This is a genomic window from Exiguobacterium sp. s143, from assembly GCF_018618895.1.
Classification (GTDB): Bacteria; Bacillota; Bacilli; order Exiguobacteriales; family Exiguobacteriaceae; genus Exiguobacterium_A; species Exiguobacterium_A abrahamii.
In genome coordinates this window covers 1-13,443 of sequence record NZ_JACSMX010000005.1, presented here as the reverse complement: position 1 = coordinate 13,443, position 13,443 = coordinate 1, and the positions used below count along the sequence as shown (strand labels likewise).

Annotated in this window: 13 protein-coding genes and 1 rRNA gene; 11 read left to right on the top strand and 3 right to left on the bottom strand. The window is 47.4% G+C overall.

The genetic code is table 11. The features are described from left to right. Nucleotides 1-207 precede the first annotated feature (207 nt). The 4 genes from KNQ03_RS14180 to KNQ03_RS14165 are packed head-to-tail and all read left to right on the top strand — an operon-like array spanning nucleotide 208 to nucleotide 4,660. Nucleotides 208-1,935, top strand: coding sequence for an ABC transporter ATP-binding protein (locus KNQ03_RS14180; protein WP_214725260.1), 1,728 nt, complete (start codon nucleotides 208-210; stop codon nucleotides 1,933-1,935). Nucleotides 1,936-1,949: 14 nt separating this feature from the next. Beyond that, a complete protein-coding gene (locus KNQ03_RS14175; protein WP_214725258.1) occupies nucleotides 1,950-4,010 on the top strand; it encodes an ABC transporter ATP-binding protein in 2,061 nt (686 codons plus the stop codon). Between the two features lie 60 nt (nucleotides 4,011-4,070). Continuing rightward, a complete protein-coding gene (locus KNQ03_RS14170; RefSeq protein ID WP_023467306.1) occupies nucleotides 4,071-4,391 on the top strand; it encodes a DUF1811 family protein in 321 nt (106 codons plus the stop codon). Further along, nucleotides 4,388-4,660, top strand: coding sequence for a YfhJ family protein (locus tag KNQ03_RS14165; protein ID WP_023467307.1), 273 nt, complete (start codon nucleotides 4,388-4,390; stop codon nucleotides 4,658-4,660). The genes KNQ03_RS14170 and KNQ03_RS14165 overlap by 4 nt, the downstream gene beginning before the upstream one ends. Nucleotides 4,661-4,705: 45 nt before the next feature. Here the strand turns inward: KNQ03_RS14165 and KNQ03_RS14160 are convergent, their stop codons facing one another. Further along, nucleotides 4,706-5,689 (bottom strand): metal-dependent hydrolase, encoded by a 984-nt coding sequence (locus KNQ03_RS14160; protein WP_214725256.1) that lies wholly within the window; start codon nucleotides 5,687-5,689, stop codon nucleotides 4,706-4,708. Between the two features lie 103 nt (nucleotides 5,690-5,792). Here KNQ03_RS14160 and mutY point away from each other — a divergent pair, with 103 nt between their 5' ends. The 4 genes from mutY (at nucleotide 5,793) to KNQ03_RS14140 (ending at nucleotide 9,717) form a co-directional block, all read left to right on the top strand. Then, on the top strand, nucleotides 5,793-6,809 hold the full coding sequence (gene mutY, locus KNQ03_RS14155; protein WP_214725254.1) for an A/G-specific adenine glycosylase: 1,017 nt from the start codon (nucleotides 5,793-5,795) through the stop codon (nucleotides 6,807-6,809). Beyond that, nucleotides 6,809-7,234, top strand: coding sequence for an SRPBCC family protein (locus KNQ03_RS14150; protein ID WP_023467310.1), 426 nt, complete (start codon nucleotides 6,809-6,811; stop codon nucleotides 7,232-7,234). The genes mutY and KNQ03_RS14150 overlap by 1 nt, the downstream gene beginning before the upstream one ends. A 116-nt stretch (nucleotides 7,235-7,350) precedes the next feature. Further along, on the top strand, nucleotides 7,351-7,893 hold the full coding sequence (gene ntdP, locus KNQ03_RS14145) for a nucleoside tri-diphosphate phosphatase (protein WP_023467311.1): 543 nt from the start codon (nucleotides 7,351-7,353) through the stop codon (nucleotides 7,891-7,893). 90 nt (nucleotides 7,894-7,983) lie between these two features. Continuing rightward, nucleotides 7,984-9,717, top strand: a complete 1,734-nt coding sequence (locus KNQ03_RS14140; RefSeq protein ID WP_214725381.1) for an ABC transporter ATP-binding protein — start codon at nucleotides 7,984-7,986, stop codon at nucleotides 9,715-9,717. 50 nt (nucleotides 9,718-9,767) lie between these two features. On the opposite strand, the gene KNQ03_RS14135 is transcribed toward KNQ03_RS14140, so the two are convergent. Next, nucleotides 9,768-11,066: a glutamate-1-semialdehyde 2,1-aminomutase gene (locus tag KNQ03_RS14135; protein WP_023467313.1), complete on the bottom strand. Its 1,299-nt coding sequence runs from the start codon at nucleotides 11,064-11,066 to the stop codon at nucleotides 9,768-9,770. Nucleotides 11,067-11,241: 175 nt separating this feature from the next. On the opposite strand from KNQ03_RS14135, the gene perR reads away from it, so the two are divergent. Then, a complete protein-coding gene (perR, locus tag KNQ03_RS14130; protein ID WP_369792039.1) occupies nucleotides 11,242-11,664 on the top strand; it encodes a peroxide-responsive transcriptional repressor PerR in 423 nt (140 codons plus the stop codon). Between the two features lie 14 nt (nucleotides 11,665-11,678). Here the strand turns inward: perR and KNQ03_RS14125 are convergent, their stop codons facing one another. After that, nucleotides 11,679-12,041 (bottom strand): DUF2614 family zinc ribbon-containing protein, encoded by a 363-nt coding sequence (locus KNQ03_RS14125; protein WP_029340912.1) that lies wholly within the window; start codon nucleotides 12,039-12,041, stop codon nucleotides 11,679-11,681. Nucleotides 12,042-12,155: 114 nt separating this feature from the next. On the opposite strand from KNQ03_RS14125, the gene KNQ03_RS14120 reads away from it, so the two are divergent. Together KNQ03_RS14120 and KNQ03_RS14115 are read left to right on the top strand one after the other, a co-directional pair. Further along, nucleotides 12,156-13,025 (top strand): nucleotidyltransferase-like protein, encoded by an 870-nt coding sequence (locus KNQ03_RS14120; RefSeq protein ID WP_214725252.1) that lies wholly within the window; start codon nucleotides 12,156-12,158, stop codon nucleotides 13,023-13,025. Between the two features lie 348 nt (nucleotides 13,026-13,373). Next, nucleotides 13,374-13,443 (top strand): 16S ribosomal RNA (locus tag KNQ03_RS14115); the annotation flags it as partial.

Below are 13,443 nucleotides of genomic sequence, written 5' to 3'. Positions count from 1 at the left end.
AGCTGAATACGACGGAGACTCTTGAGCACGTATAAGTAATTCATTTCATGTGCGAGCAAGGGGATTCGTCTCCCGAGCGCGCAGACGAACAAGAATGCATCATGCCCATTTCAAGGCATACTGATTCTCGGACTGCATCCGGAAATCCGTATGCCTTTTTGCGTGCTCGGAAAAAGTACTTCATTTCACAGTAAAGGGGGGACCCTCATGCGTTTATTTCGGCAATTGAGTTGGTTTCTAAAAGAACACAAATCATCGTATCTCGTAGCAGTCGTCTTATTGATCATCACTGGCTTCATTGATTTAACGCCGCCATGGCTAATCGGTAAGGTCATCGATGGATTGCGGTCGGGATCGATGGACCAGGCGACGCTCTGGCAATACGTCATCGGATTAACAGCCATTTCTATCGTTTCTTTCATCTTGACGTATCTATGGTTAGCGAAATTATTCGGAACGGCATTTTTATTAGAACGGACACTTCGGAGTCGCTTCTTTACGCACTTATTGAAACTGACGCCGACGTTCTACCAAAAGAATCGGACGGGAGACTTGATGGCACTCGCGACGAACGACTTGAAGGCGGTCGAGCGGACAGCCGGATTTGGTGTCTTGACGCTCGTCGACTCGTTGAACATGACAGCGATCACCCTCGTCGTCATGGGGGTGGCGATCGATTGGAAGCTGACGCTCGCTGCCTTGTTACCGATGCCACTTCTCGCCTACGCGATGAATAAGCTCGGAAGTCAAATTCACGGACGCTTCATCACTGCCCAGGATTCATTCGGAACGATGAATGACCAGGTCGTCGAGTCAATTTCCGGACTGCGTGTCATCCGCTCGTTCGTACAAGAACCAGTCGATGTTAAACGCTTCGACGATGTCACGACGGATGTCTTTGAGAAAAACATGCACGTCGCAAAAATTGATGTCTTATTTGAACCAATCATCAAGCTGCTCGTCGGCTTCAGTTACTTGATCGGCTTATCGTTCGGGACATATCTCGTCTTTACGAACGACATCACGCTCGGACAATTGGTCGCCTTTAACATCTATCTCGGAATGCTGATTTGGCCGATGTACGCCTTTGGTGAATTGATCAATGTCATCCAGCGCGGAACAGCAAGTCTTGATCGCTTGGAAGCAACGATGCGAGTCAAACCGTTGATTGCTTCGACACCGCGGGAACATATTGATCGCCCTGAACGGATCGAGATGAACGATTTGACGTTTACGTATCCAGAGACAGCCCATCCGGTCTTACGAGATTTGAATATGACGATCGAACAAGGAACAACGATCGGTGTCGTCGGACCAACGGGATCCGGGAAAACGACGTTCTTGCGTCAATTCTTACGTGAGTATCCAATCGGACGGGATATGCTAACGGTCAACGGCGTACCGTATGAAGATGTTGCGCTAGAGACGGTTCGCGGATGGACGGGTTACGTATCACAAGAACATTTACTATTCTCAAAATCCGTTCGGGACAATATTCTATTCGGTGCAGGTGAAGCGACAGAAGAAGAATTGCAGGAAGCGATTCGTCTCGCATCGTTCGAAAAAGATATCGAAACGCTGGAACAAGGACTTGAGACGATGGTCGGTGAACGTGGCGTCACGTTGTCGGGAGGACAAAAGCAACGTCTCTCGATCGCGCGGGCGATGTTAAAAAAACCAGAGTTGCTGTTGCTGGATGATTCACTATCAGCAGTAGATGCGAAAACGGAATCACATATCATTGATTCGATTCGATCGAATCGCCACCAATCCACGACATTGATTGTTGCCCATCGTTTGTCGGCAGTAGCACATGCGGACGAAATCATCGTCTTGCAAGACGGAATGATTTCTGAACGAGGAACACATGACAGCCTGATGGCACAAAATGGCTGGTACGCTCAACAATTCGAGCGACAAAGTGAAGAGATGTAAGGAGGTGCCTCTGCATGAATGAATTGGAATTATATCAACTCGATCCGGCACGTCGGAAGACGACGATCCGTTCGTTGATCCGCTATGCGATGCATGAGAAACAAGCGATTTTCTTAGGGTTGTTTCTACTCGTACTGGCAGTCGGAGCGGAATTGACAGGTCCGTATATTGCCAAAGTCATCATTGATGAACATATCGTGGCAATTGAGAAGGACTGGGTCGAAGTTAAAGCGGATGGTGCGGTCACGTATGATGGTCGTCAGTTCGCCAAAGCACAAGACGTCTCGAAAAGTCAGATCGTTCAATCCGTCTCGATCGTCCAAACGACCAACGGCTACTTTTTCGTACCGGAACAAGTCGTCAGTGGGGGAGAGCGGAAAATCAGTGGAAGTACGATGACGATCACGCGTGGAGACGACGTCTACACGTATGATAATATTCAAAAACTGACACAAGGACAGGTCTATGATTTTTATTCAAAAGACTTAAAAGCAATCGGCTGGTTGTCCTTGATCTACGTCCTTTTGCTGCTGGTAGCAGCTGGTTTGAACTGGATTCAGCAAATCTTGCTCCAGCGATCTGCTCATAAAATCATTAAACGGATGCGGCTGGATGTCTTTACGCATCTGCAACGGTTACCGGTTCGTTATTTCGACCAGACACCAATCGGAAAAATCGTCAGTCGCGTCACGAATGATACGGAAACGATTCGTGATCTTTATCTCGGTGTGCTCGCCCGGGTCTTCTCGGGAATCATCACGATGGCGGGGATTCTCGTCGCGATGTTCTTCCTCGATTATCGCTTAGGACTAGTCTCACTAATCATCATTCCGATCGTCTATTTCTGGATTCAGCTATTCCAGAAACTCGCGACGAAGAACAACTTCAAAGTCCGCTCCCTCGTTGCCGACATGAATGGTCAACTGAATGAGAACATCCAGACGATGCCGATCATTCAGGCTTATGCACGTGAGAAGGAAGTTCTTGCTGAATTCGAACAAAAGAACGAAGAGAACTATCAGACACGGGCAAAGTTGTTACGACTTGATGCCCTGATGTCCCATAACTTATCCTACTTTTTGAAAAACTTGACGCTCGCCTTGTTGATTTGGGTCGTCGGCGGAAAAAGTCTGACGAACGGCTCGTTTTTATCTCTCGGGATCTTATATGCGTATATCGATTACGTGTCCCGTTTATTCGAACCCGTCACCCAAATCATGAATCAGCTGTCACCACTACAACAAGCACTCGTGTCAGCGGACCGAATGTTCCAGTTGCTCGACGAAAAGGGAGAGCCGGTCGAACAAGGTCGTGTTGCTCGGTTTAAAGGGGCGGTGTCCTTCAAGGACGTCGAATTTAGTTATGAAGCGGGAAATCCCGTATTACGTGAGATTCAAATTGATGCTCGTCCTGGCGCGACGATTGCCCTCGTCGGACACACGGGCAGTGGGAAAAGTTCGATCATGAACTTGCTGATGCGTTTCTATGATCCGTCAAAAGGACAGTTGTTGATTGACGGACAGGACGTGACGACTTTACCGAAACAAGCGGTCCGTGAGCATATGGGGATCGTCCTACAGGATCCGTTCCTCTTCACAGGAACGATTCGCTCGAACATTACACTCGGCAATCCTGATATTTCCGAAGAACGAGTACGACAAGCGATTGAAGCTGTCGGTGCGGATCGGTTCATTGATCGTTTACCGAACGGGCTCGATGAACCAGTCATCGAAAAAGGTGCCACGTTATCAGCGGGGGAACGGCAGTTGATCAGTTTTGCCCGTGCGTTAGCGTTCGACCCTGCGATCCTAGTTCTTGACGAAGCGACAGCGAGCGTTGACTCGGAAACGGAAGCGGTCATTCAGGATGCCTTGCTGACGTTGACGAAAGGGCGGACAACGTTCATCATCGCCCACCGCTTGTCGACGATCAAGGATGCGGATGAGATTCTTGTTCTCGATCATGGTCGGATCGTCGAGCGAGGATCCCATGATGTGCTCCTTGCAACGTCCGGGATTTATGCGAAAATGTATGCGTTACAAAGTAAACGGAATCTTGAATTGAAATCAAGCTAATCCATCCAGTTTCTCCTCCTTTTCGTTTATACTGAAAAACGAAGAGGGGGAGTTTTTGTAATGGAGACACGGATGAGTCAATTATCGAAATACGAGCTTGAGATGTTGATCACGAAATTAAGTGAACAAAAACGAAAAGCGGAGCAACACGGGAACGTCAGTGAAGTGGAAGTCGTGACGCGAAAAATCGCCATTGCGAAAAGTTATTTGATCGATCCGGCACGATTCGAACGGGGCGCCTTTTACCGAATCGAAGGAGAAGAGGCACGATTTGAGTTACACTTCGTCAATGGCGTCATGGGCTGGGGACATTTTGAAGGGACCGCTCAGGAAGTCGCGATTCCGCTCGCGTTATTCACAGGAGAGGGAGAACAGACATGACGAATCGAGAACAAGCCCTTCAGCAACTGGCTGAAGAATTATTGCAAGTGAATGAAGTATTAACCCCGGAAGAAGCACTGACGTGGGTCGAAGTGCTGTGGGAAGATTTCGAAGCGACACTCGCGCGCGCAGGTGAGAAATATCAAGGTGAAGCCGTCGCGGTTCATTTCGTCGAGCAACAGATCAAACAGCACGGGGCAATGTTACACCGATTTAATACGACGAACGAAAAATTCAAACATTTGATGACAGGTCGAAACGTCGAATGAAAAAAGCTCCGCACATCGGGATTTCCGTTGCGCGGAGCTTTGTCTTTATAATGCAGGGATGAACAGTTTTTTCTGCAAGGTCCGTTCGCTGAACACCCAGCCGGTATAGGAGCTGACGATCTCTTGTGTGGCAGCGTCGATTCTGACGACGGCAACGAATGGATAGACTTCCTTCGTGAAGTAACGCAGGTTGGTGAAGCGGTATTCGACAATGCCATCCTTTCGTGAGACCGTATACGTATGAATCTTCGAAAACTCAAGAAACGCTTGCAAGTCCGCGTTTTGTTTGACGATTTCGTACAAGGCGTCACCGTGTGGTTCGTCCTTGATCCGGAAGTTTCCGCATTCGACGACGGTTCCACTGTTAATCTTAACGACGGAATACTCATCGCGTAAACGTGCCGCGACATGCCACTCATCCCATTTCATGCCAGGGGAGATGAACAGTTTATGCGCGCCGCGATAATAGCGGGCTGCGGTCGCGAGGGCATCGTTTCGTAACTTGAATTGAACAGCGTAGTAGATAATGACGATGGCGATTAAAATCGGGAAGATGACGATCGTCGCTCTCGTTAGTAGCCAAATCCCGAACGCGGCATAATACATTGTGAACAGATATGGATCAAATGTATTGATGACACCCCAACCGATCCAGGATTTTTTGAACGGGTGTAAGGCTTGTGTTCCGTAAGCGTTAAACAGATCGACGAAGACATGAAGAGCGACAGCGATCTGCGCCATCAGCCATAATGAAGTCGGAGGTACACTGAATAACGTGCCGATGACGATTGAAAGTAATAACGGCCAGGCGAGCAAAGCGATCAACCCGTGCGATTTTCCGCGGTGTTGACGCAAGTAGGCGCTGTTTCCTTTAAACTTAAAGACAGTATCGAAGTCCGGTGCGTGTGAACCGACGAGCGCCGTCGTCGTCACGGCAGCAAACATCGTCGTGCTCGCTGCGACGTCAGGGTGTAGCGTCGAGATGGCGGCGAGACAAAGTCCCATGCCGATATGCGTACCAGTATCCAATGCGAATTCGCTCCTTCTATAAAATCGTGATGGTGAATCCATCGAGGTTCTGCCGAGTAATTTTTAATAAATATATCGTATCCAAGAGAAAAGAGGTAACCTTTTGACTGTCGTTCAAGAATATTTCACAAACTTTAATAAAACACAATTTACCACAGAACTGATTGCTTGGTTCCTTCGTGAACAGCGGGATCTCCCGTGGCGAAGAACCAAAAACCCATATCATATCTGGATTAGTGAGATCATGCTCCAGCAAACGCGCGTCGATACGGTCATTCCGTATTATGAGCGCTTCACGAAACGTTTTCCGACACCGCATGACTTAGCAGAAGCGGATCAAAGTGAAGTCCTGAAGCACTGGGAGGGCTTAGGGTACTATTCCCGTGTCAAGAATCTTCAAATCGCGGTTCAGGAAGTTGTTGAAAAATATGATGGAATCGTTCCGGACGAAAAGGAATTGTTCAGTCAGCTGAAGGGCGTCGGTCCGTATACGACTGGAGCGGTTCTATCGATTGCTTATGGGCAAGCAGAACCAGCTGTAGACGGAAACGTGATGCGCGTCCTCTCGCGTGTACTTGGGATTTATGAAGACATTGCTGCACCGAAGACACGGAAATTGTTTGAAGCAGCAGTTCATCAATTGATTGATCCGGCTGACCCGTCCAGTTTCAATCAAGGCTTGATGGAACTCGGTGCGATGGTCTGTACGCCAAAGTCTCCGATGTGTGGACTCTGTCCTGTTCAAGACGTTTGTTTCGCATATGATCGAAATGCACAGGAAGAACTACCTGTGAAGACGAAGAAAGGGAAGACGCAAATTATTCCGTATGATGCTCTCGTCTATGAAACGAACGGAAAAATCGCAATTGAACAACGAGCAGAAACGGGTTTGCTCGCAGGTATGTGGCAATACCCACTTCGAGAAGCAGAAGAAGATCGTAATGGGACGCTTGTCGGTCACGTCCGACATATCTTCTCACACCGGATTTGGGAAATTGCCGTCTATCGCGTGACGGAACAGCCGGACCAGACAATACTGGTTGATCAGGAAACGTATGCGACGCATCCGGTATCTGTCGCGCAAATGAAGATTGATCGACTATTAAAGGGGGAGATCTAATGCATACTTTTCGTTTTGAGACACGTGTCGATACATCAAAGGAGCAAGCGTGGGATTTTTTAAGTGACGCCAAAGCCTTAAGTCGATTGACGGTATTTCCGCAAGTGAAGACTTCGGGTGATACACGGACGCGAGCAGGAAATACGATTCGTCTGCGCGTTGGTGTTCCTCCACTATTTGTCTCGTGGACGTCTTGGATTCCTTTCGTAGAAGAATATGTCTTCGTCGATGTCGGTACAAAAGTTCCGTATCCATTCCGGGCATGGTGCCACGTGCACCGAGTCGAAGAACGTGAATCTGGCGTCTATTTCGTGGATGAAGTGACGTATGCATCGTTCTTGCCAGCCTTCGTCATTGAAGCATTCATCTTGAAACCGATGTTCAAACAACGAAAAAATGCGATTTTGAATCACTTTCAAGCCTGAATTCCGTCATTTTTCTGAAAAAATACCCTTTCGTTTTTCATGCGTTCTGAAAATGGGTATAATAAGCACGAGAGTATAACAGAATGGAAGAAAAACGCTTTAGAAAGGAGTAGCACATGAGTCGATTCCCAAAAGAAAGTAGCAAGATTGAGATTCAAAGTTTCAAACATAACGGGAGCTTACACAGAGTTTGGGAAGAAACGCTCGTGCTGAAATCGACGGAAGAAGAATTGATTGGGTTCAATGACCGCATCATGGTCAGTGAATCGGATGGTCGTCAGTGGCGAACGCGAGAGCCTGCAATCTGTTACTTTTCAACAGAACTCTGGTTCAATGTCATTTGTATGATTCGGGAGGATGGCATTTACTATTACTGCAATCTTGGATCACCTTCTACGTTCGATGAGAAAGATCGAGCAGTTAAGTACATTGATTACGATTTAGATATCAAAGTGTATCCGGACATGTCCTACATGATCCTCGATGAGGACGAGTATGAGAAGCATCGCCGCGAGATGAACTATCCGAAGGCAATCGATCGTATTTTGAAAGACAATGTCCAAATCCTGATTCAATGGATCCGCAGTCGGAAGGGTCCATTTAACCCGGCTTTCGTGGATATGTGGTATCGTGAATATGAAACAAGATATCGGAGATGATGGTTCGCCATCGTCTTTTTTTAATTGAAGGAAGTGAAACACGTGGCAACACAAGCAAAACGTAAGAAACAAGGTTCGATCCGCCGCTATATGGCGTTCGTCAAGCCGTATCAAAAACAGATTCTCCTGACGGTTTTCGTCGGGATCATCAAGTTCTCGATCCCACTTGGACTTCCGTTGTTGTATAAGTACATCATCGACAATATCCTAACTGGAAACACGATGCCGATGGCGGAAAAAAGTAAACAATTGGCGTATTTGATTGGAGCGGGTGTCTTCATCTTCTTGATCGTCAAGCCGCCGCTCGAATACGTCCGTCAGTACCTCGCGCAATGGTCCGCGTCTAAGATTTTATTTGACGTTCGTAATCGATTGTTTGATCATGTTCAGAAATTATCGCTTCGTTTTTATTCGAATACGAAAACTGGAGAAGTCATCTCGCGAATCATCAATGATGTCGAGCAGACGAAAGACTTCGTCGTCACGGGATTAATGAACCTATGGCTTGATATGATCACGATTTTCATTGCGATCGCTATCATGTGGACGATTGATCCGAAGTTGACGCTCGTCGCCATTATTCCGTTACCATTCTACGCCCTCGCCGTTAAGTTCTTTTACGGTCGCTTACGTGGATTGACACGGGAACGTTCGGCAGCCCTTGCGGAACTACAAGGTCATTTGACGGAACGCGTCAACGGCATGGCAGTCATTCGTAGTTTTGCACTCGAACCACACGAGAACAAGGCGTTCAAACATCAAAATGATGGCTTCTTAAAAGCGGCGCTGCGTCAAACGAACTGGAATGCGCGGACGTACGTCGTCGTCTCGACGATTACGGACTTCGCACCGATTCTGATCTTCGGAACGGCAGCCTTCTTCGTCTTGAACGGACAAGTCTCGCTCGGGACGATGGTTGCGTTCATTGGTTATATCGACCGTTTGTATGCGCCGCTCGGTCGTCTCGTCAACTCCTCAACGACGTTGACACAGTCGATTGCCTCAATGGACCGGATGTTCGAGTTTTTGGATGAGCCGTATGACATCACGGAAAAACCGAATGCACGTGAACCGAAAGATGTCCGCGGAAACGTTCAATTCGAAAACATCAGTTTCGCTTATGAAGAAGGCGGCGAGCTAGCGATCGATCGCTTGACGCTTGACGTTCAGGCAGGCGAACGGATTGCTTTCGTCGGGATGTCAGGTGGCGGGAAATCAACGCTCGTCAGTTTGATTCCGCGTTTCTATGATGTGTCTGCCGGTCGGATCACGCTTGACGGTGTTGACATTCGTGACTTGAAATTACGTGGTCTTCGCGATCAGATCGGGATGGTCATGCAGGAATCGATTCTCTTCAGTGAATCGGTCCAAATGAACATCAAGATGGGGAATCCGGAGGCGACGGACGAGGAAGTCATCGCAGCGGCAAAAGCAGCAAATGCGCACGAATTCATCGAACGGTTACCAAACGGTTATCATACGCCGGTCGGTGAACGAGGCGTCAAGTTATCGGGTGGTCAAAAGCAACGTCTAGCCATCGCTCGGGTCTTCTTGAAGAACCCGCCGATTCTGATTTTGGATGAGGCAACGAGTGCGCTCGATTTAGAGAGCGAAGCGATGATTCAAGATTCTTTAGCACGTCTCGCGAAAGGACGGACGACGTTCACTGTCGCGCACCGTTTATCAACGATTACCGATGCCGATAAGATCGTCGTCATCGAAAATGGTCAAATTACGGAAATCGGAACACACGAAGTCCTCATGCAAAAACGAGGCGCTTATTTCGAACTGTATGCCATTCAAAATCTGGAACTCGTCGAATAACACAAAAGCAGCGATCCTCGTGAGGGTCGCTGCTTTTTTAGGAGGAAGACTTAGAGTCGAGCAAAGGCGCGATCGACTGCTGCGATCGTCTCTGTGATGTCGGCTTCCGTATGTTCCGTCGTCAAGAACCACGCTTCGTATTTCGAAGGGGCAAGGTTGACGCCTTCTTCTAGCATCAACTTGAAGAAACGTCCGAACATCTCGCTATCTGCACGTTCTGCACCATCGTAATCGATGACTGTTTCATCCGTGAAGTAGACCGTCATGGCACCTTTTAGACGGTTGATCGTAATCGTGACGTCATGACGTTTTGCTGCTTCTAGCACACCTTGTTCGAGTAAGGCGCCAAGGTGATCAAGTTGTTCATAGACACCAGGCTGCTCAAGTAATTCAAGGCAAGCGATACCCGCAGCCATGGATGCCGGGTTACCTGCCATCGTTCCCGCTTGATAAGCCGGACCGAGTGGCGCGACATGTTCCATGATTTCTTTACGACCGCCATAAGCGCCGATTGGTAAACCACCACCGATGATTTTGCCGAGTGCCGTCATATCAGGACGGATATCGAGTAACTCTTGTGCACTGCCGTACGTGAAGCGGAAGGCTGTGATGACTTCATCATAGATGACGAGTGCGCCGTGAGCATGCGTGATTTCGTTGACCGCAGCAAGGAATCCAGGTTGCGGTTCGACGATACCGAAGTTTCCGACGATCGGTTCGACGAGTACACAAGCGACCTGATCGCCCCATTGCTCCATGATTTGACGGTACGATTCGATATCATTGAACGGTGTCGTGATGACTTCTTTTGCCGTCGCTTTCGTGACACCAGCTGAATCGGGAGAACCAAGTGTCGCCGGTCCGCTACCTGCTGCAATCAGCATCAGATCCGAGTGACCGTGGTAACAACCACTGAACTTCACGACGAGCTCACGACCTGTATACGCTCGTGCGACACGAATCGTCGTCATTACGGCTTCGGTTCCCGAGTTCGTAAAGCGTACTTTTTCAAGCGAAGGGATCGCTTTTTGTAGTTTATGTGCAAAGTCAATTTCTAGACGGTGTGGTGTGCCGTAAAGAAGACCATTTTGGGCAGCATGGGTGATCGCTTCCGTAATGTGAGGGTGACCGTGTCCCGTGATGATCGGACCATAGGCTGCTAAGTAATCGATATAGCGATTGCCATCGACATCATAAAAGTAAGCACCTTCTCCGCGTTCCATATAGACAGGTGCGCCGCCACCGACGGCTTTGAATGAACGGGATGGGCTGTTGACGCCACCAACGATACACTCTTGTGCGATTTCATATAACGCCTCTGAAGTAGGACGTGTAGTGTGGGTAGACATGAGGATTCCTCCAATCGATGATTCGTGAAAAATATCACGATATGATTGTATCATGGACGTCAAATCCGGTGCAGAGCCGTTGACGGAATGCCTATTTGTAGGTAGACTAATTATAAAGATTACAATCTGATAATCAATGAAAGATAGAAATGAGGGGATGGACGTGGCTAACGAAATGCTGGATGACGCCGTGAAGTCACTTCGGGAATCAGGCGTTCGAATGACACCACAACGTCACGCGATTTTGGAATATTTAACGACGGGACACACGCATCCGACAGCGGATGAGATTTATCGTGCACTCGAACATCGTTTTCCAAACATGAGTGTGGCGACTGTATATAATAACTTACGCGTGTTTCGAGAAAAGGGAATCGTTGAGGAAATGAATTACGGAGACGCTTCAAGTCGCTTCGACTTCGTTACGACACGTCATTACCACATGATCTGTGAAAATTGCGGAAAGATCGTTGACTTCAACTATCCTGTGCTCGATGATGTCGAAACGGTTGCGGCGCACTTAACAGGCTTTAAAGTCGATCGTCACCGATTAGAAGTGTACGGAACTTGCCCGGACTGTCAATCGAATGTCCAATAAAAAAACGAGCTGCCTTAGCGGGGAGCTCGTTTATTGTGTTTATTATATTTTTCATCGAATTCTTTACCTTCAAGAGATGGATCCATCGTCAGTGGTTCATCGCAATGCATACATAAGTCGACGCGACCAAGGACCTTTGTTTCTTTTCCGCAGTTCGGACAAGTGACGACAGCTGCCTTCGTTGATGTCAGACCAATCAAGAAATAGAGTGCCGTACTGGCAAGAACCATGACGAAACCGAGAAGCATGAGTAAGACCATGATGATTTCAAATTGTTTGAGTAATAGACCGCCATACATGACGAGCATCCCACCGAACACAAGAAACATAGCAAGGTTTCGCGCGCGGTTTATTTTATTTTTACGTTGTTTTTTCAAGTGAATTCCCCCTGTTGTCAGTCTAGCATAAGAAGTGCAACTGTCTGAAGGAGGAAAGCTTGTTTTTTTGTCGAAAATGGTAACGACGAGTTCGTATAGAAGGGTGAGAAGTACATGGAACAAGCAACACGAACGATTTATTCGGAATACGCGGCTTATCGTGAAACACAAGGGATCATTGCTGTTGAGAAACGGCAACCACGGGATTCCCTGACGGATCAATTTGATACACTTCTTGTCGTCATCACGAGAGACCCAGAAGTCGAGTGGACGATCAAACATTATCGACTGAATACACTAAAGGTGTCGTTACACCTCGTACATGAAGATGTGTTATCACGCTGGATTTTATTAAATGCCAATCGACGCGCGATTCACTGGATTGCAGAAGGAACGATCGTGTTCGAACGGAATGATTATTTAGTTGACTTAAAACGGCAGCTATTAAACTTTCCTGATGAGGAAAGATGTTTACAGATGACGATCTCATTCGCTAAACTTTTGCGTCGTTTCCAAGACGGTAGGAACTTGTTCAGTCGCGGACATCATTATGATGCCTATACACACGTCCATCATGCATTACATCATCTCGCGCGATTATCGGTCCTTGAAAAAGGAAAACATCCCGAGACGGTCGTTTGGGAACAAGCGCGACTCGATGATCCGGATGTCTATAAACTATATGAACAATTATTGATGAGTGAAGAGACATTAGATCAACGTATTCACCTCGCCTTGATCGGACTTGAGCATCTTCTGCAGTCGAAGGTCTTATCGGGAGGACGCTATTTATTTGAAATCATGCGTGAGCGGACAAGTCCTTGGACGATGTATGAATTGATGGAAGAAGAGCGACTACAAGAAGTCAAAGTGGATTTAAGTAGTCTGATGGATTTCTTCATGCGAAAAGGTCTAATCAGGATTTCGTATCAAACAACTAAAGGAGCAGGGGTCGAACTCGTGACGTATGAGCCGGTCGTATGACGATCGGCTTTATTTTATCCATTTGATTGTTTTTTGCTATATATAGAAGGGAAAAGATTATAAAAGTTTTTTTAGAAAAACTATTGACGGTATTATACCGAGATAGTATATTAATACATGTCGACAGGGCAACACGCTCTGGACGGTGACAAGAAAGAAAAAAGATTTCAAAAAAGGATTGACGCTTAAGTTATTCCATGATATCTTATTAAAGTCGCTGAAAACGACACGACGAACTTTGAAAACTGAACGATGAGGCAAAAATCGTATTCTACGGAATACAAAAATGAATGAAGCGCAAGCTTCGTCAATCGTGACTTCGGTCACACAAACGAGCAAGTCAAACACTTCATGGAGAGTTTGATCCTGGCTCAGGACGAACGCTGGCGGCGTGCCTAATACATGCAAGTCGAGCGCA